The organism is Pseudomonas sp. NMS19W, assembly GCF_051554255.1.
GTDB lineage: Bacteria > Pseudomonadota > Gammaproteobacteria > Pseudomonadales > Pseudomonadaceae > Aquipseudomonas > Aquipseudomonas kribbensis.
This window is the reverse complement of record NZ_CP136718.1, coordinates 6,031,581-6,058,226: the sequence shown is the minus strand read 5'-3', so window position 1 is coordinate 6,058,226 and position 26,646 is coordinate 6,031,581. Positions and strand designations below refer to the sequence as shown.

The 26,646-nt window shown below is 61.9% G+C and carries 23 protein-coding genes and 2 pseudogenes; 15 read left to right on the top strand and 10 right to left on the bottom strand.

Going from position 1 to position 26,646, the window contains the following annotated elements:
* Window positions 1–50 precede the first annotated feature (50 nt).
* The 6 genes and pseudogenes from hemC to rsd all read left to right on the top strand — a co-directional run bounded on the left by hemC (window position 51) and on the right by rsd (window position 5,547).
* Window positions 51–991 (top strand): annotated as a pseudogene (hemC, locus tag R1A29_RS27860) (hydroxymethylbilane synthase).
* On the top strand, window positions 988–1,743 hold the full coding sequence (locus R1A29_RS27855; protein ID WP_438300121.1) for a uroporphyrinogen-III synthase: 756 nt from the start codon (window positions 988–990) through the stop codon (window positions 1,741–1,743). The pseudogene hemC and the gene R1A29_RS27855 overlap by 4 nt, the downstream one beginning before the upstream one ends.
* Before the next feature lie 16 nt (window positions 1,744–1,759).
* The gene (locus R1A29_RS27850) at window positions 1,760–2,899 is read left to right on the top strand and encodes a uroporphyrinogen-III C-methyltransferase (RefSeq protein WP_438300120.1); all 1,140 of its coding nucleotides are present in this window, start codon (window positions 1,760–1,762) and stop codon (window positions 2,897–2,899) included.
* Window positions 2,896–4,134 (top strand): heme biosynthesis protein HemY, encoded by a 1,239-nt coding sequence (locus tag R1A29_RS27845; protein WP_438300119.1) that lies wholly within the window; start codon window positions 2,896–2,898, stop codon window positions 4,132–4,134. Before R1A29_RS27850 ends, R1A29_RS27845 begins: the two co-directional genes overlap by 4 nt.
* A 217-nt stretch (window positions 4,135–4,351) precedes the next feature.
* Window positions 4,352–4,903, top strand: a complete 552-nt coding sequence (locus R1A29_RS27840; RefSeq protein ID WP_438300118.1) for a disulfide bond formation protein B — start codon at window positions 4,352–4,354, stop codon at window positions 4,901–4,903.
* Between the two features lie 185 nt (window positions 4,904–5,088).
* Window positions 5,089–5,547, top strand: a complete 459-nt coding sequence (rsd, locus tag R1A29_RS27835; RefSeq protein ID WP_438302095.1) for a sigma D regulator — start codon at window positions 5,089–5,091, stop codon at window positions 5,545–5,547.
* A gap of 59 nt (window positions 5,548–5,606) precedes the next feature.
* Here the strand turns inward: rsd and R1A29_RS27830 are convergent, their stop codons facing one another.
* Entirely contained in the window at window positions 5,607–6,284 is a 678-nt protein-coding gene (locus R1A29_RS27830; RefSeq protein WP_438300117.1) for an FKBP-type peptidyl-prolyl cis-trans isomerase, read from the bottom strand.
* A gap of 179 nt (window positions 6,285–6,463) precedes the next feature.
* Between R1A29_RS27830 and R1A29_RS27825 the strand changes: the two genes are divergently transcribed.
* Window positions 6,464–7,612, top strand: coding sequence for an AlgP family protein (locus R1A29_RS27825; protein ID WP_438300116.1), 1,149 nt, complete (start codon window positions 6,464–6,466; stop codon window positions 7,610–7,612).
* Here R1A29_RS27825 and R1A29_RS27820 read toward each other — a convergent pair.
* The gene (locus R1A29_RS27820; protein WP_438300115.1) at window positions 7,609–8,070 is read right to left on the bottom strand and encodes a TIGR02444 family protein; all 462 of its coding nucleotides are present in this window, start codon (window positions 8,068–8,070) and stop codon (window positions 7,609–7,611) included. The genes R1A29_RS27825 and R1A29_RS27820 overlap by 4 nt on opposite strands.
* 50 nt (window positions 8,071–8,120) lie before the next feature.
* Between R1A29_RS27820 and R1A29_RS27815 the strand changes: the two genes are divergently transcribed.
* From R1A29_RS27815 to R1A29_RS27805, 3 genes are all read left to right on the top strand, one after another.
* On the top strand, window positions 8,121–10,031 hold the full coding sequence (locus tag R1A29_RS27815) for an ATP-binding cassette domain-containing protein (protein ID WP_085708944.1): 1,911 nt from the start codon (window positions 8,121–8,123) through the stop codon (window positions 10,029–10,031).
* Entirely contained in the window at window positions 10,031–10,612 is a 582-nt protein-coding gene (locus R1A29_RS27810) for a mechanosensitive ion channel domain-containing protein (RefSeq protein ID WP_438300114.1), read from the top strand. The genes R1A29_RS27815 and R1A29_RS27810 overlap by 1 nt, the downstream gene beginning before the upstream one ends.
* Before the next feature lie 113 nt (window positions 10,613–10,725).
* Window positions 10,726–11,358 (top strand): LysE family transporter, encoded by a 633-nt coding sequence (locus R1A29_RS27805; RefSeq protein ID WP_085708946.1) that lies wholly within the window; start codon window positions 10,726–10,728, stop codon window positions 11,356–11,358.
* A gap of 60 nt (window positions 11,359–11,418) precedes the next feature.
* Here R1A29_RS27805 and R1A29_RS27800 read toward each other — a convergent pair.
* The 5 genes and pseudogenes from R1A29_RS27800 to R1A29_RS27780 form a co-directional block, all read right to left on the bottom strand.
* Window positions 11,419–12,161, bottom strand: a pseudogene (locus tag R1A29_RS27800) (penicillin-binding protein activator LpoB).
* Between the two features lie 3 nt (window positions 12,162–12,164).
* Entirely contained in the window at window positions 12,165–12,752 is a 588-nt protein-coding gene (gene lpoB / locus R1A29_RS27795; RefSeq protein WP_007951848.1) for a penicillin-binding protein activator LpoB, read from the bottom strand.
* A gap of 36 nt (window positions 12,753–12,788) precedes the next feature.
* Complete coding sequence (locus R1A29_RS27790) at window positions 12,789–13,163, bottom strand: YcfL family protein (protein ID WP_438300113.1); 375 nt, start codon at window positions 13,161–13,163, stop codon at window positions 12,789–12,791.
* Between the two features lie 15 nt (window positions 13,164–13,178).
* Window positions 13,179–14,573: a COG3014 family protein gene (locus R1A29_RS27785; RefSeq protein ID WP_085708949.1), complete on the bottom strand. Its 1,395-nt coding sequence runs from the start codon at window positions 14,571–14,573 to the stop codon at window positions 13,179–13,181.
* A 202-nt stretch (window positions 14,574–14,775) separates the two neighbouring features.
* The gene (locus R1A29_RS27780) at window positions 14,776–16,149 is read right to left on the bottom strand and encodes a COG3014 family protein (RefSeq protein WP_438300112.1); all 1,374 of its coding nucleotides are present in this window, start codon (window positions 16,147–16,149) and stop codon (window positions 14,776–14,778) included.
* Between the two features lie 151 nt (window positions 16,150–16,300).
* Between R1A29_RS27780 and R1A29_RS27775 the strand changes: the two genes are divergently transcribed.
* Entirely contained in the window at window positions 16,301–18,205 is a 1,905-nt protein-coding gene (locus R1A29_RS27775; protein ID WP_438300111.1) for an FTR1 family protein, read from the top strand.
* A gap of 4 nt (window positions 18,206–18,209) precedes the next feature.
* Window positions 18,210–18,665 carry a YaiI/YqxD family protein gene (locus R1A29_RS27770; protein ID WP_085746828.1) on the top strand — a complete coding sequence of 152 codons (456 nt, stop codon included), beginning with the start codon at window positions 18,210–18,212 and terminating at the stop codon, window positions 18,663–18,665.
* A gap of 47 nt (window positions 18,666–18,712) precedes the next feature.
* Here the strand turns inward: R1A29_RS27770 and elbB are convergent, their stop codons facing one another.
* Entirely contained in the window at window positions 18,713–19,381 is a 669-nt protein-coding gene (gene elbB, locus R1A29_RS27765; RefSeq protein ID WP_438300110.1) for an isoprenoid biosynthesis glyoxalase ElbB, read from the bottom strand.
* Between the two features lie 116 nt (window positions 19,382–19,497).
* Here elbB and R1A29_RS27760 point away from each other — a divergent pair, with 116 nt between their 5' ends.
* Window positions 19,498–20,733 (top strand): sterol desaturase family protein, encoded by a 1,236-nt coding sequence (locus R1A29_RS27760; RefSeq protein ID WP_438300109.1) that lies wholly within the window; start codon window positions 19,498–19,500, stop codon window positions 20,731–20,733.
* On the opposite strand, the gene R1A29_RS27755 is transcribed toward R1A29_RS27760, so the two are convergent.
* A complete protein-coding gene (locus R1A29_RS27755; RefSeq protein WP_085708953.1) occupies window positions 20,714–21,370 on the bottom strand; it encodes a DedA family protein in 657 nt (218 codons plus the stop codon). The genes R1A29_RS27760 and R1A29_RS27755 overlap by 20 nt on opposite strands.
* A gap of 208 nt (window positions 21,371–21,578) precedes the next feature.
* On the opposite strand from R1A29_RS27755, the gene hemB reads away from it, so the two are divergent.
* Together hemB and ppk1 are read left to right on the top strand one after the other, a co-directional pair.
* On the top strand, window positions 21,579–22,592 hold the full coding sequence (gene hemB / locus R1A29_RS27750) for a porphobilinogen synthase (protein WP_438300108.1): 1,014 nt from the start codon (window positions 21,579–21,581) through the stop codon (window positions 22,590–22,592).
* An 18-nt stretch (window positions 22,593–22,610) separates the two neighbouring features.
* Window positions 22,611–24,836, top strand: a complete 2,226-nt coding sequence (ppk1, locus tag R1A29_RS27745) for a polyphosphate kinase 1 (RefSeq protein ID WP_438300107.1) — start codon at window positions 22,611–22,613, stop codon at window positions 24,834–24,836.
* Window positions 24,837–25,099: 263 nt separating this feature from the next.
* Here the strand turns inward: ppk1 and ppx are convergent, their stop codons facing one another.
* Window positions 25,100–26,602: an exopolyphosphatase gene (ppx, locus tag R1A29_RS27740; RefSeq protein ID WP_438300106.1), complete on the bottom strand. Its 1,503-nt coding sequence runs from the start codon at window positions 26,600–26,602 to the stop codon at window positions 25,100–25,102.
* Window positions 26,603–26,646 lie beyond the last annotated feature (44 nt).

The following is a 26,646-nucleotide window of genomic DNA, read 5'->3' as shown; positions in this document are numbered from 1 at the left end:
TTTGGCTGAGCTGTTATCATCCGCCGTATCTATTCAGTACGGATTGATCCATGTCCACTCGCGAAATCCGCATCGCCACCCGCAAAAGTGCACTGGCCCTCTGGCAGGCCGAATACGTCAAAGCCCGTCTGGAAGCAGCCCACCCGGGGTTGCTGGTGACGCTGGTGCCCATGGTCAGTCGCGGCGACAAGCTGCTCGATTCCCCCTGTCGAAAATCGGCGGCAAGGGTCTGTTCGTCAAGGAACTGGAAACCGCGCTGCTGGAAAACGAAGCCGATATCGCCGTCCATTCGATGAAAGACGTGCCGATGGACTTCCCCGAAGGTCTCGGTCTGTTCTGCATCTGCGAGCGCGAAGACCCGCGCGACGCGTTTGTCTCCAATACTTTTTCCAGCCTTGATGCGTTGCCGGCCGGCAGCATCGTCGGCACGTCCAGCCTGCGCCGCCAGGCGCAGTTGCTGACCCGTCGTCCCGACCTGGAAATCCGTTTCCTGCGTGGCAACGTCAACACCCGTCTGGCCAAGCTCGATGCCGGCGAGTACGACGCGATCATCCTCGCGGCGGCCGGTCTGATTCGCCTCGGTTTCGAAGACCGCATCACTTCTGCCATCAGCGTCGACGACAGTCTGCCGGCCGGTGGCCAGGGCGCGGTGGGCATCGAATGCCGCAGTGCCGACGCTGAAATCCATGCCTTGCTCGAGCCTTTGCATCACGCCGATACGGCTGACCGTGTGAGCGCCGAACGTGCCCTCAACAAACACTTGAATGGCGGTTGCCAGGTGCCGATCGCCTGCTATGCCGTGCTCGAAGGCGAGCAGTTGTGGCTGCGTGGTCTGGTCGGCGAGCCGAGCGGCGGCAAGTTGTTGAGCGCCGAAGCCCGAGCGCCGCGCGCTGCCGCTGAAACGCTGGGCGTGCAAGTCGCTGAAGATTTGCTTCGCCAAGGTGCCGGCGACATTCTCAAGGCTGTCTACGGCGAGGCAGGTCACGAGTGACGACCTGGCGCCTGCTGCTGACGCGCCCCGCTGACGATTGCGAGGCGCTGGCCGAGGTGCTGGCCGGGCAGGGGATTTTCAGCAACTGCCTGCCGCTTTTGGAAATCGCGCCGCTGCCGGTCTCTGACACAATGCGCCAGACCTTTGCCGGGTTGTCGCACTACAGCGCGGTGATCGTGGTCAGCAAGCCGGCGGCGCGCATCGCTGTGCAATTGATCGATGCCGTGCCGGCCATGCCCTGGTTCAGCGTTGGCGCAGCGACGGCGCAGATTCTTCGGGATCGGGGTCTCGATGCGCATTGCCCGGACGAGGGCGATGACAGTGAAACCTTGCTGCAATTGCCGCGTCTGCTCGAGGCCGTTGAACGGCCCGGCGCACAGGTGTTGATCCTGCGCGGAGAGGGCGGTCGCGAGCTGCTGGCCGAGCGCCTGCGCGCGCTTGGTGCTAGTGTCGAGTATCTGGAACTGTACCGCCGTGACCTGCCGGACTATCCGCCGCGGGAACTGCCCCGACGGATTGCGGCGGAACGCCTGAACGGGCTGGTGGTCAGCAGTGGACAGGGTTTTGAGCACCTGCGCCAATTGGCCGGCGATACATGGCCGGCGTTAGCGCAGATGCCGTTGTTTGTTCCAAGCCCAAGGGTCGCCGAGCAGGCACGTGCCGCCGGGGCCCGAACAGTTGTGGATTGTCGCGGCGCCAGTGCCGCGGCCTTGCTGACGGCGTTACGGGAGCATCCCGTGCCCGTTCTCTAATGCAAAGGATGGATACGTGAGCGAAACAGCCTTGCCTAAAGATGACGTTCAACCTGTGATCGATGCACCGGTTGATGCACCGCCACCGGCCGCTGAACCGCGCCGAGGCAACGGATTGGCCATTGTCGCGCTGCTGCTCGGCGCCGCCGGTGTTGCGGTGGGTGGCTGGGGTGTCTGGCAGGTGCGACACCTGCAAGCCAACACGCAGGAGCAATTGAGTCAGGTGCAGGCGTTGAATGATCAGGCCCAGAACCTGAAACTCAACGAGCAGCGTCTGACCGAGCGCCTCGGACAACTGCCGGGCGCTGACGAGCTCGCCGAGCGCCAGCGTCTGGTGACGCAACTGCAGGGCGATCAGCAACGCCTCAATCAGCGTCTGGAAACCGTCCTCGGGGCTAGCCGCAAGGACTGGCGTCTGGCCGAGGCCGAGCATCTGCTGCGACTGGCCAGCCTGCGTCTTTCTGCCTTGCAGGACATCAGCAGCGCTCAGGCACTGGTGCAGGGTGCCGACGATATTCTGAAGGAGCAAAACGATCCGGGTTCGTTTGCCGCGCGTGAACAAGTGGCGAAAACCCTGGTGGCGTTGCGCAGTACCGAGCAGCCCGATCGTACCGGTCTGTTCCTGAAGCTGGGCGCACTGCGCGATCAGGTCATCGGGCTCACCGAGCTGGCGCCCGAATACAAGGATCGCGGCGATTCGCTGCTGGGGCTGACCGCCGATGGCGACGGGGCCAGTCGCTGGTCGCAGTGGTGGGATCAGATCTCGCGCTACATCCGCATCGATTTCAATGCCGATAAAAACGTACGGCCGCTGCTTGCAGGGCAGAGCCTGAGCCAGGTACGCCTGGCCCTGAGTCTCTCTCTGGAACAGGCGCAATGGGCGGCTCTCAACGGTCAGGCAGCGGTCTACACCCAGGCGCTGACTGAGGCGCGGGACGTGCTCAAGGGCAATTTCAACCCGGACAACCCGCAGAGCAAAATCATGCTCGAACAAGTGGCGGAGTTGAGCAAGCAGCCGGTCACGGTTGTTACGCCGGATCTGGCTGGCACCCTCAGCGCCGTGCAGGCCTATCTTGAGCGCCGTAACGTCAACGCTGAAGACTCGGTGAAACCCTTCGCCAAGCCTGCCGCCACCGTGCAGGAGGCCACACCATGAAGCGTCTGTACGTCATCGTGTTTCTGGTGATCGCTGCGACGGCGGCCCTCGGTCTGGCGATTGCCGAGCATTCCGGTTACGTATTGGTGGCCTACAAAAGCTTCCGTTATGAATCGAGCCTGTGGGCGACGTTGGCGCTGGTGGCGGTGCTCTGGCTGCTGATCTGGGGCATCAAGGCGCTGGTCGAGCTGGTGCTGACTTCGGGTGGCGTGGTCAATCCATGGTCGCGCCGCAACCGCAGTCGTCGTGTGCAAGTGGCGATCGAGCACGGTCAACTGGATCTGGCCGAAGGTCGCTGGGCCAGCGCCCAGCGTCACCTTTATCGGGCTGCCGAGGCCGAGCGTCAACCGTTGCTGTATTACCTCGGTGCGGCCCGTGCTGCCAACGAGCAAGGCAATTACGAAGAAAGTGATCGTCTGCTGGAGCGCGCGCTCGAACGTCAGCCTCAGGCCGAACTGGCGATTGCCTTGAGTCATGCGCAACTGCAAACCGACCGTGGCGATACCGAAGGTGCGTTGGTGACCTTGCAGGCCATGCGCGAGCGTCATCCGCACAACGTCCAGACCCTGCGTCAGTTGCAGCGCCTGCATCAGCAGCGCGGTGACTGGTCGGCGGTGATCCGCATGCTGCCCGAGCTGCGCAAGGACAAAGTCCTGCCGCCTGCCGAACTGGCCGAGCTGGAACGTCGCGCCTGGGGAGAGAACCTGTCGCTGGCGGCACATCGCGAAGAAGATGGCGCGGTCGGTCTGCAGTCGCTCAATCGCGCCTGGCAACAATTGAGTTCGTCGCAGCGCCAGGAACCTCCGCTGGTTCTCGCCTATGCCGAGCAACTGCGCCAACTGGGTGCTCAAGTCGAAGCCGAAGAGGTGTTGCGCAGCGCCCTCAAGCGCAAGTACGACAGCCACCTTGCGCGGCTCTATGGTCTGGTGCGCGGCAGCGATCCCGCGCGTCAACTGCAAACCGCCGAAGGCTGGCTCAAGGATCATCCTGCCGACCCGAGTCTGCTGCTGACGCTCGGTCGACTGTGCCTGCAAGCCAGTCTCTGGGGCAAGGCGAGGGACTACCTGGAAAGCAGCCTGCGTACACAGCGCAATCCGGAAGCCTGTGCGGAACTGGCGCGTTTGCTGGCTCGACTCGGCGATACCGATCGCAGCAACCAGCTGTTCCAGGAAGGTCTCGGTCTGCTGGATGAGCGTCTGCTGGCCTCGCCGTTACCGGTCCAGGCTCATGCCTGAATGGACGAGGGAGTTCGCTCCCTCGCTCAAGGTGTCGACCGAATTTTTACCGTTTTTTCTCTATCGGGACAAAGTCCTACAAGGGACTACTTTCATTCCTCTCGAGTCTGTCGGGATTTCCCTACACTTCTGGTGAAGTGTCGTCAGTGGACCGCCTTGAAAGGCTGAGGCCCTTTCCTCTACCGTACCTGCCTGTCTTTATTGTTACGGATAAGCCATGTCGGCGACCTGCTCACGCTCCCTGTTTTTTATGGCTTTCACGGCGGGAATCCTGGCGCTGGGAGCTTCCTATTACCTCGAATACACAGTCGGCCTCATGCCGTGCAGCCTGTGTCTGGTGCAGCGACTTTTCCTGAGTGTCCTTACCGCCTGCTGTGGCGTGGCGGCCGTGCATGGGCCCGGACGCTTCGGTCTGTCGCTCTACTGGTTCGGTGCGCTGTCGGCCAGCCTCGGCGGTACGATGGCTGCCTGGCGACAGGTACTGCTGCAGAGTGATTCGATGCATTACCTGGCGCATTGCGCACCGGGCACGCAGGAGTTGTTCAGCCACCTTCCATGGCTTTGCGCATTGGGGCGAATGTTTAGTGACAGCGAAGACTGCGCGCAATTGTCCTGGACGCTGTTCGATCTGAGCATTCCGGAGTGGAGTCTGCTGTTCTTCGTCGCCATGTCGATCCTGGCGGTTTATCAATTATTGCGACTGGCCTGGAGCGCTCTGCAACGACCGCTCAGCGGCGAACCGTCGCATCGGACCCTGATCAGGGATTAAACACTTGTATGAACTTTCTCTCCTGCGTACCTTGAAGCCACAGGCGTGCGGGCATAATCTGGCCCGCACGTGTCATTGGATTTGTGTTGCTCGATGACACTCTGCCTGCCCGCCTCTCAAAGCAACAACCAAAGAAAGAGGCGCAGGTGCAGGGCAGCATGACCCACAAGGGAAGAGAGATCGCCATGCTCGAAAGTTGTCAGAATGCTCAGGAACGTTGGGGTGGAGTTCATCTGCTGATCGACCGCTGGCTCCAGGAGCGTGAGGAACTGATCGCAGCCTATGACAAGCTGGGCGCAGAGCCTCAGTCGTTGTCCGTGGATCGCAAGCCCCTGCAGGAATTCTGTGGTGTGCTGGTCGACTATGTGTCAGCCGGACATTTCGAAATCTACGAACAACTTACCGGCGAGGCCAAGGCCTTCAACGACAAGCGCGGCCTGGAACTGGCCGAGACGATCTACCCGCGCATCGATGTCATCACGGAAAAACTGCTGGCTTTCAACGATCTGTGCGATGAAGGCAAATGCGTTACCGAAAAATTCAAGGAGTTGGGTGGACTGCTCCACGAGCGCTTCGAACTGGAAGACTGCCTGATCGAAGTGCTGCATACCGCCCACAAGGAAGAGGATTCGGTTCAGGCCTGAACCGGTCCCGCGAGACACAAGAACGGTGCGCCAACAGCGCACCGTTTTTTATTGGGCGATCAACTGGTCGCGCCACGCAACTCGACTTCGAACACCAGCGGTGTGAACGGCGCGATCAAGTCGCCGGCACCGTCGGCACCGTAAGCCTGATCCGATGGAATCACCAGTCGCCACTTCGCACCCACCGGCATGTTTTGCAAAGCGGTGCGCCAGCCTGCGATCACGCTGTCGAGATTGAACCACTGCGGTTGAGTGTTCTGGTCGAACACGGTGCCGTCAGGTAACCGACCGATATACAGCACCTGTACTTTCCCGTCGGGGCCGGCCTTCGGGCCAGTACCCGGTGCCAGCTCGGTCAGCAGGATGCCGTCGGCCAACGTCTTCACCCCGGGCTTGGCTTTTTCTGCGGTGAGAAAGCGTTGCTCGTTTTCCATCGCGGCTTCGCTCGAAGGCATGGCTGCATGCTCGGCCGTCTGCGATTCGTGATCCGCCAGAATCTGTTCGATTCGCGCTTCGCTGAGTGCCAGCGGCTTGCCCTGATAGGCCTGTTGCAAACCTTCGATCAAGGCCTGGATCTGCAGTTGCGGAACCTCCTGGCGCAGCCGTTCACCGAGGCTCGCGCCGAGACTGTAGGCCAGATCGTGGGCATCGTTCGCGGTGTTTTTTTCGTCGGCCTGGACCGCCGAAAAGATCATGCAGAGGGATAAAAAAAGTAGCGCGACATGGGCACTCTCCATCCTGAATTGCGGTGGATTATGCCAGCGCGAAGCCCTGCAACGGTGAACTGCTTTGAGCAATGTGCAGAAGTTTTTCGCGAGCCTGCAACCGAGTGCCTTCGATACTGTCAACATGCCCTAGCGGCGGTAGCAGCAGAGGTCTAGTATGAGCCGCACTCACGTCAGCCAGGAGGTAAACCATGTCGGCCACCAAGAAGCCTGTAAACACTCCGTTGCACTTACTCCAACAGCTCTCGGGCAGCCTGCTCGAACATCTGGAAAACGCTTGCTCCCAAGCCTTGGCTGATGCTGAAAAACTGCTCGCCAAACTGGAAAAGCAACGCGGCAAGGCACAAGAAAAACTGCACAAATCCCGCACCAAATTGCAGGACGCAGCCACAGCCGGTAAAGCCAAGGCGCAGACCAAGGCCAAGGCTGCCGTGAAGGAACTCGAAGACCTGCTCGATGCGCTGAAGGATCGTCAGTCCGACACCCGCAGCTACATTCTGCAACTCAAGCGCGACGCCCAGGAAAGCCTGAAACTGGCCCAGGGTGTCGGTCGTGTTCAGGAAGCCGTCGGCAAGGCGCTGTCCCTGCGTTCGGCCAAACCGGCAGCGGCGCCTGCGAAAAAAGCGGCCGCCAAACCTGCTGCAAAAGCACCGGCCAAAGCGCCAGTGAAAGCCGCCGCAAAACCTGCAGCGAAGAAACCCGCAGCCGCAAGCGCTGCTAAACCTGCAGCTAAAACCACCGCTGCAAAACCAGCTGCCGCCAAGCCGGCTGCAGCAAAACCAGCCGCTGCCAAACCTGCTGCGCGAACCGCTGCTGCAAAAGCGGCTCCGGCAAAAAACGCAGCTGCCAAACCGGCTGCTAAACCAGCCGCCAAAACCGCCGCCAAACCGGCAGCGAAACCAGCGGCCAGAACGGCTGCTGCCAAGCCTGCGGCCAAAACCGCTGCCAAACCGGTTGCAGCCAAACCCGCTGCCAAAGCTGCAGCGAAACCAGCGGCCAAGCCTGCGGTAAAAACAGCGGCCAAACCTGCTGCTGCCAAGCCTGCTGCGAAACCAGCCGCCAAACCGGCTGCCGCTGCCAAGCCTGCAACTGCCGCCAAGCCAGCGACCGCCGCCAAACCGGCCGCAAAACCTGCTGCAAAACCAGCAGTGAAAAAACCAGCCGCTGCCAAGCCAACTGCAGCCAAACCGGCCACCGCTCCTGCTGCCAAACCTGCCGCTCCGGCAACCCCGGCTGCAACCACAGCGCCTGCATCGGCCGCCACTACCTCGACCACCGCAACCACGCCATCCTCGGCGCCGGTGTCGAGCGTCGCCAGCAACCCGTCCAGCGCTTCCTAAGCGCCGGTCGCCGCGACGCGCAGCACTTGCAGCGCGTCGCGGTTCAGGTTGGCCGCAGGGCCGGCCAGCACTTCCAGCCAGTCACTCGATTCCTTCGAATTACGCTTCCATCCCTGCGCTACGCCTTCAAGTCGCGACAGCAACGCGCGCTCCGCCTCCAGCTCCAGCCCCTTGATCTGCTCGCGCATACCCTTGAGCACAGGATCGGTGTCGGCCAGATTTTTCCACTGCATGCGCATCGCGCGCAGCGGTTGAATCACCTCTTTGTCCCAAGGGATGGTCAGCTCTTGAAGCTGTTTCGTGCGTACTTCGTCGCAGGTCGCATCGCGCTGTTCCAGCCACAAACCACACAGCATCAGGCACACATTGGCCCCCGCCGATTGCAGGCGCAGGCAGGCATCCTCCACGCCGGGACGGGCGTAGACGGCAAGGGCAAAGCTCCACAGGTCAGAGGACATCGTGCTACTCGCGCCAGTTGTGAGCGAAGCTGGTAGACTCCGCCGCCATTATGATCCGACTTCAGAACCTGACTTTACAGCGTGGCCCGCAACGTCTGCTAGAAGACGCCGAGCTGACCCTGCACGCCGGCCACAAAGCCGGCCTCATCGGTGCCAACGGCGCCGGCAAATCCAGCCTGTTCGCCTTGCTCCGCGGTGAGTTGCACCCGGATTCGGGCGACTGCCTGCTGCCGGCCGACTGGCGTATCGCCCACATGCGCCAGGAGGTCGACACCCTCGAGCGTCTGGCGGTCGACTACGTGCTCGATGGCGACCTGCGCCTGCGCGAGGTCCAGCGTGATCTCGCAGCGGCCGAAGAGGCCCACGACGGGGCTGCTCTGGCGCGCCTGCACGCCGAACTCGACAGCGCCGACGGTTACACCGCCGACGCGCGTGCACGCAAGTTGCTGGCCGGTCTCGGTTTCACCAACGAGCAGATGGATCGTCAGGTAGGAGATTTCTCCGGTGGCTGGCGGATGCGTCTGAACCTTGCGCAGGCTTTGATGTGCCCGTCAGACCTGCTGCTGCTCGACGAACCGACCAACCACCTGGATCTCGACGCCATCATCTGGCTCGAAGAATGGCTGAAAAGTTACCCCGGCACCTTGCTGCTGATTTCCCACGACCGGGACTTCCTCGATGAAGTGGTCGATCACGTGGCCCACGTCGATCAGCGCAAGCTGGTGCTCTACCGTGGCGGCTACACCGCGTTCGAGCGCGCCCGTGCCGAGCGTCTGGCCCAGCAGCAACAGGCCTACGAGAAGCAGCAGGCGCAGCGTGCGCACATGGAAAGCTACATCGCCCGGTTCAAGGCCCAGGCCACCAAGGCCCGTCAGGCCCAGAGCCGGATCAAGGCCCTTGAGCGGATGGAAGAGCTGTCGGCGGCCCACGTCGATTCGCCGTTCGATTTCGTGTTCCGCGAGTCCACCAAGATCTCCAGCCCGCTGATCGACCTGTCCGATGCGCGCCTCGGTTACGGCGAGAAAACCGTGCTGGAGAAGGTCAAACTGCAACTGACCCCCGGTGCGCGGATCGGCTTGCTCGGCCCCAATGGCGCGGGCAAATCGACCCTGATCAAGAACCTCGCCGGCGAGCTGTCGCCGCTGGCCGGGCGCCTGACCCGTGGCGAGAACACGGTGGTCGGCTACTTCGCCCAGCATCAGCTCGATTCGCTGGATGCCAAGGCCAGCCCGTTGCTGCACCTGCAACGTCTGGCGCCGACCGAACGCGAGCAGACCCTGCGCGACTTCCTTGGCGGTTTCGACTTCCGTGGGGCGCGGATCGACGAGCCGGTGCTGAATTTCTCCGGTGGCGAAAAGGCCCGTCTGGCCCTGGCGTTGATCGCCTGGGAACGGCCGAACCTGTTGCTGCTCGACGAACCGACCAACCACCTGGACCTGGAAATGCGCCTGGCGCTGACCATGGCGTTGCAGGAATTCAGTGGCGCGGTGCTAGTGGTTTCCCACGATCGGCACCTGCTCAAGAGCACCACCGACAACTTCTTCCTGGTCGCCGATGGCAAGGTCGAAGAGTTCGATGGCGACCTCGAAGACTACGCCCGTTGGCTGGTCGAGTATCGTCAGCGCAACGCCCCGGTCAGCAACACGCCGGTCAACCCGGACAAGACTGACAAGAAGGCCCAGCGCCAGGCCGCTGCTGCATTGCGTCAACAACTGGCGCCGCACAAGCGTGAAGCCGACAAGCTCGAAGCCGAGCTGGGCAAGCTGCACGAGAAACTGGCCAAGGTCGATGCCAGTCTCGGCGACAGTGATCTCTACGAGCCGGCGCGCAAGAACGAATTGCGCGACCTGCTGGCCGAACAGGCCAAGCTGAAAGTCCGCGAAGGCGAGCTTGAAGAAGCGTGGATGCAGGCGCTGGAAACGCTGGAAACCATGCAGGCGGAGCTGGAGGCGCTGTCCTGATGGACGCGTTCAAGCTGCCGCTGCCGGCGGTGTGGGTCGAGCCGATCTGGCTGGGCGTGCAGATTCTGCTGATCCTGCTGGCCGGCTACTTCGCTCAGCGTGTCGTCGCGCGGTTCCTGACGCGCCTGGGCGAGAAGTATCCGTTCCCGCCGCAACTGCTGATGCCGCTGCGCGGTGGTCTGCGCTGGCTGATCATGGGCAGTGCGCTGATCTTCGTGCTGGAGCGTCTCGGTGTTTCTGCCACCGTGCTGTGGACAGCGTTGTCCGGTTTCGTCGCCGTTGCGGCCGTGGCGTTCTTCGCCATGTGGAGCGTGCTGTCGAATCTGCTCTGCGCGATTCTGATCTTCACCGTCGGCCCGTTCCGTCTCGGCGATGTGGTGGAGCTGGTGGACACCACCGACAAGCCCGGCGTCAAAGGCCGGGTGGTGGCGATCAATCTGCTCTACACCACGCTGATCGAAGCCGAAGAACTCGGCACCGGCAGCGCCATGGTGCAGGTCCCCAACAGCCTGTTCTTCCAGCGCTCGGTAAGACGCTGGCGCGGGTCGGATGTGTTTCCTTCCGGCGGTTTCGAAAAGTGATCGGACGCCGGCCACGTTGGTCGGCGGCCGCAACATCCTGAAAAAATCGGTAGTCATCCCGCCCGAATCCCATTAGCTTGGACGTTTGTCACGAGTCTGAGTCGAGGTGTGCGATGGAGCTTCAAACATGGCTGGCGTTTTTTGCCGCGTGTTGGGTAATCAGCCTTTCTCCGGGCGCTGGCGCGATTGCGTCGATGTCCAGTGGTCTGCAATACGGTTTCTGGCGCGGTTACTGGAACGCCCTGGGCCTGCAACTGGGCCTGGCCCTGCAGATTGCCATCGTCGGCGCCGGTGTCGGCGCAATCCTCACCGCTTCGGCCACTGCGTTCCATGCGATCAAATGGTTCGGTGTCGCGTACCTGGTTTATCTGGCGATCAAACAGTGGCGCGCACTGCCGATGGACATGAGCGATGACGCGGCCGTACGCCCGATCGGCCGGCCGATGGCGCTGGTGTTCCGTGGCTTTCTGGTGAACATCAGCAACCCCAAGGCCCTGGTGTTCATGCTGGCGGTGCTGCCGCAGTTCATCAATCCGCATGCACCGCTGCTGATCCAGTACGTGGTGATCGGCGTGACCATGATCTGCGTCGACCTGATCGTCATGGCCGGCTACACCGGGCTGGCGTCGAAGGTGCTGCGTCTGCTGCGCACACCGACCCAGCAAAAACGCATGAACCGTACGTTTGCCGGGCTGTTCATCGGCGCGGCGGCATTCATGGCGACGTTGCGCAAAGCCGCCGCGTAAAGCGGGCAGGCATAAAAAAGGCGACCTTTTCAGGTCGCCTTTTTCGTTTGCGGCAGCCGGTCAGTGAAGAATCACCGGCGCCGTATCACGCGGCAGATTGTTGCGCTGCTGCGGTTCACGCGGTTGCTCGTAACCGCCACCGCCGAGCTGCATGCTCAGCTGTCCGGCCACGTCTTCACCCAACGCCTTCGAGACATCGCGCACCACCCGTGGGCGGTTGAGCGAGATCTTGATGTCGCGGTGGTTCACCAGTTTGGTGTCCTGCGCTTCACCCATGGCCGTGAAGGCCGAGGTGATTTCGTAGGTCTTGGTGTTGATCAGGCTGAAATCCGCCACCAGCGTCAGACCCAGTACGGCTGAATAGCTGTCGGTGTTGGCCAGCTCGTTCATGTCCTGGGTGAAGTCGATGTCGGAGACCGTACCGAACAGCACATAGTCGGCGCCCTTGAAGTTGCCGGCCTTGATCCGCTTGATCACGTCGTAGACGTCACCCTTGACGAAGCCGTGTACGGCGTGCCTTGTACCAGCTGGAACATGCCGGTGCGCAGGATTTCACCCTTGATGTCGCCGGTGAATTTGCGCAGTTCGCCTTGTTCGATGTAGCTGGTGGATGCTTCAAGTTCGTTGTAGTTCGACGAACCGCTGGAGCTGTAGTAGCCCTCACGGTAATTGTTCTGCGCCGAAACGATGTGGATGTATTGCTCCACGCGCTCCTGATACGCCAGATCCGTTACCGCGACTTTCGGGGCCGCTTGCACGCTGAACGCGCAAGCCAGGGCCATCATGCCAATCCATGCGCGCATCGATTAACGCTCCGTGGTTTTGCGGATCTCTTTCTCGTCCATCCACTCGGCCAGACCGCTTTCAACGTCGATCAGTTGCAAGCTGAATTTGTAGAAGACGTCCTTGTAGTCGCTGCTGCGCTTGACGATCGAGCTGATCGAACCTTCAAGACGGTATTTGGCGGCGATCATGTTGCCAGTCTTGGCCACGGTGCTCTTCTTGTACAGGCCGCTCTGGTTTTGCAGCTTGAGCTGATCGACCTGGCTCTGCATCGCGGTGTTGTCGCTGGCGAAGCGGGCGGTACCGGACTTCATCAGCTGGGTCTTGATGCTGGTAGTGATTTCGCGGGTGTCGATGTATTCGCTGGTCTTGTTCTTCACGTCGTAGACCTGCACCACCGGGCGGCCCTGCAGAATGCCGGACTGGGCCAGGGAGCGGGTCATCGACTCGGCGATCATCTGCAGGTCGGTCGAGCCGAACTCGTTGGTCACGGTTTCAACGGCCTTGGTGTCGCCGTAGCTGATGTTCTTGCTGCCCAGGGTCGGCGAAGTGTTGGCGCAACCGGAGGCCAGCAGGGCGAGGACAGCGATGAAGGAAAAGCGTGCAAACATGGGAATGCTCTCTGAATCGGGAATAGGGTGTCGGACTTAAGGCGTCTTCATTTCAAGACGGAAGTCCACGGCTTTCGGCGTCGGGGCGATGCCCTGGATGAAGCTGGTCTGGGCGCCGTACATCATCTGGCTCTTCCAGACTTCTTCCTCGGCTACAGGAAAGCCTTCCGCGCCGAGCCAGGCGAAGCGGTAGTAGAACGTCTTGTTGCTGTTGAGGGTGTTGGTCAACTGCACATTGACGGTCATGAAGCCGTTCTCGCGGGCGACGCGCATGGCGCCGACCGCAATGTGTTTTTGCGGGCCCATGGCCACGACCTTGCTCGCGGCGCTGCCCGGCTCCGGCGGTGGCGGGGTGGCGCAGCCGCTGGCCAGCACGGCGAGGGCGGCGACGGCGAAGAGTTTGAAACGCATGCAAAGACTCCGTTCTTAAGGTTGTTTGAGGCTGGCTACGGCGGTGGTACCGGCGCTCGGGGTCACGTGGGCGGCAAGGCCGGCGGCGAACACCTGATTGCCGACGGCGCGCAGGGTGACGACCTGATAACGCTGATCGACGGTAACTTTGACCTGCGTGCCACCTACGGCGCTCGGCAGAGTAACCTGATGCTCACCCTTTTTCAGGCGCAGACGTACCACTTGAGTGGTGTCCGGCAGGGTACGCCACGTACGGGTATCGGCACCTTCGAGCACCGCTGAAGAGATACCCACGGCCAGACCCGCCAGCGGGTTGGTTTCGTTGATCTTCTTCTGCGCCACGCCTTTGGTGATTGCCCGCACCATGGTGCGCACGATAATGCCCGGCATGTCATCGCGCAGGGCGCGGCGGGACATGGCGGTGGTGCTGTTGAGAGCGGTCAGGTTCAGTTGCTGGCCGTCGACACCGATCTGCGCGAATGTCGCGGTGGAGGTGTCAGGCTTGATGATCGGGAACGACAGCGGGGTGATCACCACGTTGTTGGAGATCGGCAGCGGCAGCGGTACGCGGATCGAGTCGCGGGCCGGTGCCAGACCGCTTTGCACCACGATCAGGACGTCGCTGTCATCGCTCTTGACCGGTTTGTCGAGGTTGACCAGCGCCTGCTCCAGCAGCGGCGTGTTCGGGCGCAGCTCGGCTGCCTTGCGGTAGCCCGGCGCAGCCAGGTCTTTTTCATCCAGGGCTTCGTAGACGAAACCGGCCAGATAGTGGCTGAACGCACTCTGGTAGCTGTTCTTCAGGCCGACCACTTCCGGGGCGTCGAGGCTGGCGACCGGGTAGCCTTGCAGGTCTTTGTACTGGGTCTTGATGCCTTCTTTCTCGGCTTCCTCTTCGCTCTTGAGGTATTCCTTGTCACGCAGGTCGGCGATCACGGCTTCACGTTCGTGGGTCTTTTTGATCGCGGTGCGGGCGCCGTCGAAATCGTTGACCGCCAGCAGGTTCAGAGCCATCTGCGTGGTCAGCATGACTTTTTCGTAGTCGTAGCCTTCGTAACGACGGACCTTGTCATTGACCAGAAAGCTGCCGAACTGGGCCAGGTACTTGTCGGTGTCGAGCTTGACCGAATCTTCCCACTTGCCGACCACCTGGTCGGCGCTGGTCCAGGCGTTCTGGCTGCCGGACAGGTCGCCCTTGGCGCGCAGCAGTTCACCTTTCTCGAAGTAATAGAGCAGGTCCTTGTCCGGGCCGGTGTTGTTCTTTTCCAGCAGGGTCAGGGCGGCGTCGACGTTGCCGGTGGCCAGTTGCTGATTGGTCTGGGCCAGTTCGGAATCGTAGTTGCGAAACGCCGAACAGCCGGACAGCAGGGTGACGGCGCCAAGCGCGATCAGAGTGGGAGCGCGGAATGCCATGGGGTACTTCTTCCATGAGTAGCGACAGCCTCGGGTGCGGGTCGGGCTGCTGGGACCGATCGGCAGTGGCGCTGGCCTCCTGCCAATTCCTCATAAACAGAGGAGCTTTAATGCCGCATCGCAATAACGAGGGCGCGGCATTATAGGCGGGCGATGCTGGCTATGTAATAGCTTTTTAATCGCACCGGATAGTTCTGTGCCACTACTTGTCAGGCAGCCCGGAAGTGCCGATCACATTGCCGAAATCGTTCAAAAGCCGCAGGTTGACCAATTGGTGATCGCGGTCGATCCGCAGGGTGACCGGTGCCGCACTCGGCACATTGGGGGCGCTGAACTGATGATTGCCCTTTTTCAGTCGCAGGCGTGCCACCAGTGTCCTGTCTGGCAGGGTGCGCCAGGTTCGCGTATCCGCTTCTTCAAAGGGGTCGTGTTCCGTGACGACCAGCGAGGCCTTGGCCGGGTTGCGTTCATTTTCATGGGCCTGGGAAATGGCCGCCATGTTGGCGCGGAACATCGCCCGGGAAATGATCGCCGGCATGTCGTCTCGCAACGTGCGAAATGCCATGTCGGTGACGCTGTTGATCGCGGTCAGCGGCCGTTTGCGGCCATCCACCATGATGTGGTCGAACACCGGGGTGACGGTGTCCGGCACCAGGATGGGAAACGAGATCGGCGCGGTAATGACCAGGTTTTCATTGAGCCGCACCGGGATCGGCACAGTGACCGAGCTGCGGGCCGGTGCCAGACCGCTCTGGACGACGATCAGCACATCGCTTTCATCATTGTTGGCCGGTGGTTTGTCGAGGTTGCGCAGCGCTTGTTCCAGAAAAGGCGTATTCGGGCGCAGTTCGATTGCCTGGCGATAGCCCGGTGCTGCAAGGCCGCGCTCACCCAGCGCTTCATAGGTGAAGCCGGCCAGGTAATGGCTGAAGGCACTCTGGTAGCCGTTTTTCAGCTCGATAACGGCCGGCGCGTCGAGAGTCAGAACCGGGTAACCCTGCAGGTCCTTGTATTGCACCGTAATGCCTTGAGTCTTGGCTTGTTCCTCAAGCTCCTCGTACTGGCGTTCCCGTTGACGGGCGATCAGCGCTTCGCGCTCGTGGGTTTTCTTGATGTCGGCCCGGGCGCCGTCAAAATCGCCGACGGCCAGTTGATTGAGGGCCATCTGCGTGGTCAGCATGACCTTTTCATAGTCGTAGCCGTCGTAGCGGCTCAACTTGTCGTTGACCAGCATGGTGCCCATTTCATAGGAGAACTGATTGAGCAGCTTCATGGGCGCAGAAGGCACGGCCTCTTCACGTTGAAACACCATGCGGTCAGCGCTGCGCCAAGCCGTCTGACTCTGCGGCAAGGCGTTGGCGAAGCTGAGGATCGAGCCCTTTTCGAAGTAATAGAGCAGATCCTTGTCGTCCCAGGGGTTGTGCCATTCCAGCAGATCCAGCGCGCCCTGAAAGTCGCCGCGCATCAACTGGGCGTTGGTCTGCTGCATCTCCAGATCGTAATTGCGGTAGGCGGCGCATCCGCTCAGTAGCAGGAGCGTGCCGATTAACACCGGAAACAGCAGGCATTGGCGCATGGAGTGCAGCTCTTCCTTGAACAGTGAGGCGAAAGGTGTCGGATTATAGGGGCGGGCGATGGCCATGTGCCGGGGATTGGAGAGAAAGCTTGAGTCAGGCTCCCTCGACGTGAACAATGTGTTACTTCGCATTTCCAATTGAGACCCCTTCATGACTGCCTCGTCCCGATTTCTGGCCTGGCTGGTGTTCCCGTTGTTTGCCCTGAGCAGCTTCAATCTGCTGGCCGATACCGTGGAAGGCGCGCCGCAAGCGCTGCACCTGCTCGATTACATCAGCGCCGATTACCCGCCAACGGTAGAGGCAGGCAAGGTCATCGACGATGCCGAATACCGTGAACAGCTGGAGTTCACCCGCGCGCTGCAGGGCTTGATTGCCGGCATGCCGGCCAAACCGGAGAAGGCCGGCCTTGAGCAGGGCATCGACGCTCTGCTGGCTGCCATCACCGCGAAGCAGGACGGCGCGGACGTCGCCCGTCAGGCCCGGCAACTGGGGGCGAAACTGGCGGTGGCCTATGAAGTCAGCCAGGCGCCGATCATCACCCCGGACCCGACCCGTGGTGCGCCGCTCTATACCCAGCACTGCTCGGTGTGTCATGGCACCAACGGGGCCGGCGATGGCCCTGCGGGTGTCGGCATGGAGCCCGCGCCGGCCAACCTGCGTGATGCCAAGCGTCTGGATCATCTGAGCCTCTACGCGATCTACAACACCCTCGGCCAAGGCGTCGAAGGCACCGACATGCCGGCCTTCGCCGATCAACTGGACGACCGTCAGCGCTGGGACCTGGCGACCTACATCGCCCAGTTCAGTGTCGACCCGGCCACAGCCAAAACCGACAAGACCTACAACATCGCCGACCTCGCCCGTCAGACGCCGGCCGAAGTGCAGGCCGCCGAAGGCGCCGAAGGCGCCGAAGCCGCCGCGACCTTCCGCGCACAGCGGGCGCAACCGCCGCAGGTCAAGCGTGGCCCGGCGCAGTTGCTCGACTACACCGCTGCGACCCTGGACAAGAGCCTCGCCGCCTACCGCGCCGGCGAGCGTGATCAGGCGTATGACCTGTCCGTCGCCGCCTATCTTGAAGGCTTCGAACTGGTTGAAAGTTCGCTGGATAACGTCGACGCCAATGTGCGCAAGGACACCGAAAAATCCCTGATGGCCTACCGGCAATCGCTGCAGGACGGCTTGTCGGTGGAGCAGGCCGAGCAGCGTCTCGACGCGGCCAAGGCCAAGCTCAAGGAGTCCGCCGATTTGCTGGGCAGCGATGGTCTGAGCTGGTCGCTGAGCTACATCTCCGGGCTGCTGATTCTGCTGCGTGAAGGCCTGGAAGCGATTCTGGTGCTGGCGGCGATCCTCGCGTTCCTGCGCAATACCGGCCAGCAATCGGCGGTGCGCAGCGTCAACGTCGGCTGGGGTCTGGCGCTGCTGGCCGGTCTGGGGACCTGGGCGCTGGCGGCGTATGTGATCGATGTCAGCGGCTCCCAGCGTGAACTGCTGGAAGGTGCCACGGCGCTGTTCGCCAGTGTCATGGTGCTGTGGCTCGGGGTGTGGATGCACGACCGTCGCCACGCGGCGGCCTGGCAGGATTACATCAAGCAGAGCCTGGTCGGTGGCGGCGGACGTTTCGGCTTCGCGATCCTGGCGTTCTTCTCGGTGTACCGCGAACTGTTCGAAGTGATCCTGTTCTACGAAACCCTGTGGTTGCAGGCCGGGCCTGCCGGGCACAACGCGGTACTGGCCGGTGGTGCGACGGCGCTGGTGCTGCTGTTCGGTCTGGCGTGGGTGATCCTGCGCGGCTCGGCGAAACTGCCGCTGGCGCTGTTCTTCAGCATCAACGCGGGGCTGCTGTGCGCGCTGTCGGTGGTGTTTGCCGGTCATGGTGTGAAGGCGTTGCAGGAAGCCGGAATCTTCGGCACGCGGCCGGTGGCGTTCTTCGATTTCGAATGGCTGGGCATTCATGCCGACGCCTACTCGCTGACGGCGCAGGCCGTTGCGATTGCAGCGATCATCGTGCTGTACGGCCGCAGCCGGGTGGCGGAAAAGCGCCGAGTGGCGGCCTGAGATGATGCGCGTATGGATCGATGCCGACGCCTGCCCGAAGATGGCCAAGGAACTGGTGGTCAAGTTCGCCCTCAAGCGCCGCTTCGAGGTGGTGCTGGTGGCGGGGCAGCCTCAGAGCAAGCCGGCACTGGCGATCGTCAAACTGATCGTGGTGCCGAGCGGCCCGGATGCGGCGGATGATTATCTGGTGGAGCACGCGGTGCCGGGCGAACTGGTGATCTGCAGCGACATTCCGCTGGCCGACCGGCTGGTGAAGAAGGGCGTTGCAGCGCTGGACCCGCGAGGCAAGGAGTTCGACGCGCAGAACATGGGTGAACGACTGGCGACACGCAACCTGTTCACCGATCTGCGTGAGCAGGGCCAGGTCAGCGGCGGCCCGGCGCCGTTCGGTGACCGGGAGAAGCAGGCGTTCGCCAATGCGCTGGATCGGATCCTGACGCGGCTGGCGCGCCAATCCTGAATCTCTGAGCATTCCCACGCAGAGCGTGGGAACGATCCTATCGCCAATCAGGCGTCGTTTTCGTGGGTCAGCTCAAGTACGCGATCCACTAGCTTGTTGATCCCCGAAGCCGCTTCACTGATCGACTGCGCCAGCATGTAGGCCGGGGTGGTCACGAGTTTGCGTGCCTTGTCTTCGATGATGTCGGTCACTGTGCAGTCTTCGTGGGTGGCGCCCATCTTGCCGATGGCCTTGGCCGTCTCCGCGTCATTGCCGATGGTGCAGGTCACGCCCGGGCCGTAGATCTTCGCGGCCAGTGCCGGGGAAATGCACATCAGGCCCACCGGTTTGCCCGCTTCGGCAAACGCCTCGGTCAGCGCCAGTACGTCCGGCTGAACGCAGCAGCCGGCGCCGTCGACGGCGAAGTTCGACAGGTTCTTCGCTGCACCAAAACCGCCGGGCACGATCAGCGCATCGAAATCATCGACATCGGCTTCACGGACATCCTTGACGTTGCCCCGGGCGATGCGCGCCGACTCCACCAGCACGTTGCGCGACTCGGGCATCTCTTTGCCGGTGAGGTGGTTGATCACATGCAATTGCGCGATGTCCGGGGCGAAACACTGCACCTGGGCGCCGCGTTGATCGAGGCGCAACAGGGTGATGACGCTTTCGTGGATCTCGGCGCCGTCGTACACGCCGCAACCGGACAGGATCACTGCAACTTTTTTGCTCATGGCTTTCTCTCCAGATTCATGGCGCTAAATGTCCACTAATTTGTCGTTCGTTGCCATAGGGCCAAGCCGTGGCTACACCTAGGATCTGTGCACACGGATCTCGATCAGGGCGCGTCATGAACTTCATTCTGTATGCGGTGCCGTTTTTCTTCGTATTGATCGTGGCAGAGCTGATCGCCGACCGTTGGCGCGGGGTGAGCAATTATCGCCTGGCCGATGCGGTGAACAGCATCAGCACCGGGGTGTTGTCGACCACCACCGGCCTGCTGACCAAAGGCGTGGGGCTGGTGACCTACGGTTTTGCCCTGGAGCATCTGGCGCTGCTCAGGTTGCCGGTGGACAGTGTCTGGGTGTGGGTCTTCGCTTTTGTCCTCTACGACTTCTGCTACTACTGGCTGCACCGCATGGGCCACGAACGGAACATTCTCTGGGCGGCGCATTCGGTGCATCACCAGAGCGAGGACTACAACCTTTCCACCGCCTTGCGCCAGACCAGCACCGGGTTTCTGCTGGGCTGGATCTTTTACCTGCCGATGGCCGTGCTCGGCGTGCCGCTGCTGGTGTTCGTCAGTGTCGCGGCGATGAATCTGCTGTATCAGTTCTGGGTGCATACAAAGCACATTCCCAAGCTCGGCTGGTTCGAATGGATCTTCGTCACGCCGTCCAATCATCGGGCCCACCATGCACAGAACGCTCTCTACATGGATCGCAACTACGGCGGGGTGTTCATTATTTGGGATCGGCTGTTCGGCTCGTTTCAGGAAGAAGACGACAACGAACCGGTGATTTTCGGCGTGACCACACCGCTGGCGAGCTGGAATCCGCTGTGGGCCAATGTGCAGTTCTACGCGCAGCTGTGGGACGACGCGCGCCGCGCAGGGAGCAAACGGGACAAGCTGCGGATCTGGTTCATGCGTACCGGATGGCGTCCGGCGGACGTGGCGGCGAAGTACCCGATGCACAAGCCGGACCTGAGCCGGTTCCGCAAATTCGAGGTGCCGCTGGGCGCCCGACAGCAGTGGTACGTGCTGCTGCAATTCGGCGTGTACGTGGCGCTGGGCAGTTACCTGATGAATCTGGAGCGCAGCCTGTCGACCGGCGCTCTGGTACTGGGCTGGGGCGCGGTGGCGTTCGGTTTGTTCGTGTTGGGCGCGGCCCTGGAGAATCGCCCGTGGGCGTTGAGGCTGGAGCTGCTGCGGCTGGCGTTGAATCTGCCGCTGGTGTGGCTGGCGCCGCAGGTCGGGCTATGGCCGGCCGGCCCAGAGGTTTGGGTCGGCCTGCTCGGTTACAGCCTGCTCAGTGGCATCGGGCTGTATTGCTGCCGCCAGCGGATTACTCGGCTGGCGTCTTAGGTTCGGCGGATTTGGCCTGTTCGGCTTTGTGCCGTTCGGCCTTGGCCAGTTGTTCGGCCTGCTCGTCCTCGTAGACCTTCTTGGCCAGCCGGGCATTCTTGAACCGGCGGCGCAGCCACAGGCCGACACCCAGCACCAGCAGCGCGCCGAGCACCCACAGTTCATATTTCTTGATGCTGCCCAGCATGCCTTCGAGTACCGCGCCGAAGTGGTACGCGGCAGCGGCCAGGGCGGCAGCCCAGATCGCCGCGCCAATGCCGTTCAGCAGCAGATAGCGTCCCGGCGGGTAGCCCGACAGGCCGATCGCCACCGGCATCACCGTGCGCAGGCCGTAAACGAAGCGGAAGCTCAGGACCCAGATGTCCGGGTGCTTGCGGATGTGCTCCAGCGCGCGGTCGCCCATCATTTGCCAGCGCGGTTTGCGCGCCAGCAACTTGCGCCCGTGCTTGCGGCCCAGGAAGTACCACAGCTGATCGCCGGCATAACTGCCGAAGAACGCCACGACCACCACCAGGTTGATGTCCATGTAACCACGGAACGCGAGGAAGCCCGCGAGCACCAGGATGGTTTCGCCTTCGAAGAACGTGCCGAGAAACAGGGCAAAGTAGCCGAAGTCATGCAGAAATTGTTGGAGCATTGTCTGGGTGCTGGCGAAATGAACGCGCAGCCTAACCCTTCGGACACATTCAGGAAAGTGTCGAAATGTGTCTCGACGTTAACATTTCCTACAACGACAATGGATTGCGGCTACATGTCACAGGGGTGCACATAACTGTAATACGACCGTCATAATGGCCGCTTATAACTGCCACACTCGCCCGTCTGCGCGGGCTCAGGAGTCTGCCGTGAGCTTTACCCCAGCCAACCGCCTGTTCCCTGCCACCCGCCTGCGTCGCAATCGTCGTGATGATTTTTCCCGGCGGCTGGTGCGTGAGAACGTGCTGACGGTCGATGACCTGATCCTGCCGGTGTTCGTGCTCGACGGTGAAAACCGTCGCGAAGCCGTGGCCTCGATGCCCGGTGTCGAGCGCCTGACCATCGACCTGCTGCTTGAAGAAGCGGCGAAATGGGTCGAGCTGGGGATTCCGGCGCTGGCGCTATTCCCGGTCACGCCACCTGAACTCAAATCCCTCGATGCCGCCGAAGCCTGGAATCCCGAAGGTATCGCCCAGCGCGCCACCCGCGCCCTGCGTGACCGCTTCCCGGAGCTGGGGGTGATCACCGATGTCGCCCTCGACCCGTTCACCACTCACGGTCAGGACGGCATCCTCGACGAAGAAGGCTATGTGCAGAACGACATCACCGTCGATGCACTGGTCAAACAGGCCTTGTCCCACGCCGCCGCTGGCGCCCAGGTGGTGGCCCCGTCGGACATGATGGACGGTCGCATCCAGGCGATCCGCGAGGCGCTGGAGCTGGCCGGTCACGTCAACGTGCGGATCATGGCCTACTCGGCCAAGTACGCCAGCGCCTATTCCGGCCCGTTCCGCGATGCCGTGGGTTCGGCCGCGAACCTGGGCAAGGCGAACAAGGCTTCCTACCAGATGGACCCGGCCAACAGCGACGAAGCGTTGCACGAAGTGGGCGCGGACTTGTCTGAAGGCGCGGACATGGTCATGGTCAAACCCGGCATGCCTTACCTGGATATTTTGTTCCGGGTAAAAGATGCCTTCAAAGTGCCGACGTTCGTCTATCAGGTTAGCGGCGAATACGCCATGCACATGGCGGCGATCCAGAATGGCTGGTTGAGCGAAGGCGTGATCCTCGAATCCCTGACCGCCTTTAAACGTGCCGGCGCTGATGGCATCCTGACTTACTTTGCTGTCCGTGCCGCTCAATTGTTACGAGAGCAGAAATAGCCCTCCCAGGAACATTCGATGAATACCGAAGGACTCACTGAAGTTGCCGTAAAAGAAGCTCAACCCGTGGTCGAGCAGATTACCGAAACCCCGCCGGAACTGGAGCCTGCGCCACCCGCGCCGGCCACCGAGTCTGCCGCGGCAGCGCCGGTGATCGCGATTCCCGGCCTGGATGACAGCAGCCTGTATATCCACCGGGAATTGTCGCAACTGCAGTTCAACATCCGCGTGCTGGAACAGGCGCTGGACGAGTCCTATCCGTTGCTGGAGCGGCTGAAGTTCCTGCTGATCTTCTCCAGTAACCTCGACGAATTCTTCGAGATCCGCGTCGCCGGCCTCAAGAAACAGATCACCTTCGCCCGTGAACAGGCCGGCGCCGACGGCCTGCAACCGCATCAGGCCCTGGCCCGCATCAGCGAGTTGGTGCACGGTCATGTAGACCGCCAGTACGCGATCCTCAACGACATCCTGCTGCCGGAGCTGGAAAAGCATCAGGTCCGCTTCATCCGTCGCCGTTACTGGACGACCAAGCTCAAGACCTGGGTGCGCCGTTACTTCCGCGACGAGATCGCGCCGATCATCACCCCGATCGGCCTCGACCCGACGCACCCGTTCCCGTTGCTGGTGAACAAGAGCCTGAACTTCATCGTCGAGCTCGAAGGCATCGACGCCTTCGGTCGCGACTCCGGTCTGGCGATCATCCCGGCGCCGCGTCTGCTGCCGCGGATTATCAAGGTGCCGGAAGAAGTCGGCGGCCCTGGCGACAACTATGTGTTCCTGTCGTCGATGATCCACGCTCACGCCGATGACCTGTTCCAGGGCATGAAGGTAAAGGGCTGCTACCAGTTCCGCCTGACCCGGAACGCCGACCTTGCGCTCGATTCCGAAGACGTCGAAGACCTGGCCCGCGCCCTGCGTGGCGAGCTGTTCTCCCGTCGTTACGGCGACGCCGTGCGCCTGGAAGTCGCCGACACTTGCCCGAAACACCTGTCGGACTACCTGCTCAAGCAGTTCAACCTGAGCGAGACCGAGCTGTATCAGGTCAACGGTCCGGTGAACCTGACGCGTCTGTTCAGCATCACTGGCCTGGACAGCCATCCGGAGCTGCAATACACGCCGTTCACGCCGCAGATCCCGAAACTGCTGCAGAACAGCGAGAACATTTTCAGCGTCGTCAGCAAACAGGACATCCTGCTGCTGCACCCGTTCGAGTCGTTCACCCCGGTGGTCGATTTGCTGCGCCAGGCTGCCAAAGACCCGCACGTTCTGGCCGTGCGCCAGACCCTGTACCGTTCCGGCGCCAACTCGGAAATCGTCGATGCGCTGGTGGACGCCGCGCGTAACGGCAAGGAAGTGACGGCGGTCATCGAGCTGCGTGCACGCTTCGACGAAGAATCCAACCTGCAGCTGGCCAGCCGACTGCAAGCGGCCGGTGCGGTGGTGATCTACGGCGTGGTGGGCTTCAAGACCCACGCCAAGATGATGCTGATCCTGCGTCGCGAGGCCGGCGAGATCGTGCGTTACGCGCACCTTGGCACCGGTAACTACCACGCCGGCAACGCCCGTCTGTACACCGACTACAGCTTGCTGACCTCCGACGACGCCTTGTGCGAAGACGTCGGCAAACTGTTCAGCCAGTTGATCGGCATGGGCAAGACGCTGCGCATGAAGAAGCTGCTGCACGCGCCGTTCACCCTGAAGAAGGGCATGCTCGACATGATCACCCGCGAGACGCAATTCGCGCTCGACGGCAAGCCGGCGCACATCATCGCCAAGTTCAACTCGCTGACCGATCCGAAGATCATCCGCGCGCTGTACAAGGCCAGCCAGTCCGGCGTGCGCATCGACCTGGTGGTGCGCGGCATGTGCTGCCTGCGTCCGGGCATCGCCGGGGTTTCGCACAACATTCACGTGCGCTCGATCATCGGCCGCTTCCTTGAGCACACCCGGGTGTTCTACTTCCTCAACGGCGGCGAGGAGCAGATGTTCCTGTCCAGCGCCGACTGGATGGAACGCAACCTCGACAAGCGCGTCGAGACTTGCTTCCCGGTGGAAGGCAAGAAGCTGCTGACCCGGGTCAAGAAAGAGCTGGAGCTGTACCTGACCGACAACACCCACAGCTGGAGCCTGCAATCGGACGGCCGCTACATCCGCAACACGCCGACCGGCAACCAGAACCCGCGCAGTGCGCAGGCGACGTTGTTGGAAAGGTTGGGTAGCCCGATTTTGCCGGTGAGCAGCTAAGCGCTTAAAAGCACCCTCACCCTAGCCCTCTCCCAGGGGGAGAGGGGACTGACCGAGGTGTCTCTCGCGATACATCGACCTGAGAAATCGAGTCGAGCTCAGGTCCGGAAAAGCATGAAGATCTGCCCCCTTTCCCCCTCGCCCCCCTTGGGTGAGAGGGTTGGGGTGAGGGGGTTCGATCTTAAGCACCCCACCTGAATCCAGCCGAACACCCAATAAAAAGGCGATCCGAAAGGATCGCCTTTTTTGTGCCTGCCGGTTACTCAGTGCACGGTCAGTACGATCCCCACCCGAGTCAGCCACTCCGCCTCAAGCGCAAAATCCGCCTGGGTCAGCTGATTCTCATCCAGCCAGTTCTCCGGGAATTCCACGTCGAGGTTGTCGCCATTGGCATGCAGCGCGACCTGCGGCATGGTCTGGGTGCCGCGAATGTGATGGAACAGGATCGCAAAACGGAGCAGCACGCACAGGCGGATCAGCTTGTCGCCGTCTTCGCCGAATTCGGCAAACTTGTCCTTGGGGATGTTGCGGCGGTGGCCACGCACGAGCAGGGCAAGCATTTGCTGGTCTTCGCGGGAGAAGCCGGCGAGGTCCGAGTGCTCGATCAGGTAGGCGCCATGCTTGTGGTAGTGGTAGTGAGCGATGTCGAGCCCGACTTCGTGCACTTTCGCCGCCCAGCCCAGCAGTTCGCGCCAGATGCCGTCGTCCAGCTGCCAGTCGACAGCCACTTGATCGAACGCGTGCAGGGCTTTGCGCTCGACCCGCGCGGCCTGTTCCAGATCGACGTGGTAGCGCTCCATCAGCGAGGTCAGGGTGCGTTCGCGCACGTCTTCGTGATGATGGCGGCCGAGCAGGTCGTAGAGCACGCCTTCACGCAGCGCGCCTTCGCAGTGATCCATGCGTTGCAGTTCGAGGGCGTCGAAGATTGCTTCGAGAATCGCCAGGCCGGCCGGGAAGATCGCGCGGCGGTCAGGCTTGATGCCTTCGAAGTCGATCTTGTCGACGTCGCCGAGCTTGAACAGGCGACGCTTGAGCCACGCCAGGCCTTCGGCATTCACTTCGCCGGTGCCGTGTCCGCCGGCCTTCAGTGCCAAGCCGATGGCGCGGATGGTGCCCGAGGAGCCGATGGCTTCATCCCAGGTCAGGCGATGCAGGGCGTGTTCGATGCTCATGATTTCCAGCCGCGCCGCCGTGTAGGCCTGGGCGTAGCGGGCCGGGGTGATCTTGCCGTCCTTGAAATAGCGCTGGGTGAAACTCACGCAGCCCATTTGCAGACTTTCACGCAGCAGCGGTTCGAATCGCTGCCCGATGATGAATTCGGTACTGCCGCCGCCGATGTCGGCGACCAGACGTTTGCCCGGGGTGTCGGCGAGGGTGTGGGACACGCCGAGGTAGATCAGGCGCGCCTCTTCACGGCCGGAGATGACTTCCACCGGGTGGCCGAGGATTTCTTCGGCGCGGTGGATGAACTCCAGGCGGTTGCGCGCTTCGCGCAGGGCGTTGGTGCCGACGATCCGCACGGCGCCCAGCGGCATACCGTTGATCAGTTGGGCAAAACGCTTCAGGCAATCGAGCCCGCGTTGCATGGATTCTTCGTTGAGATGGCGCTCATCGTCGATGCCGGCGGCCAGCTGAACCTTCTCCCCGAGACGTTCGAGAATACGGATTTCGCCGTTCTGGGCCTTGGCCACGACCATGTGGAAGCTGTTGGAGCCCAGGTCGATCGCGGCGATCAGGGACAGATTCTTGGCTTGGGAATGCGGCATGGTCTGGGGGTCTCGGTCGATAACCCTGACATCGTGCCACGATC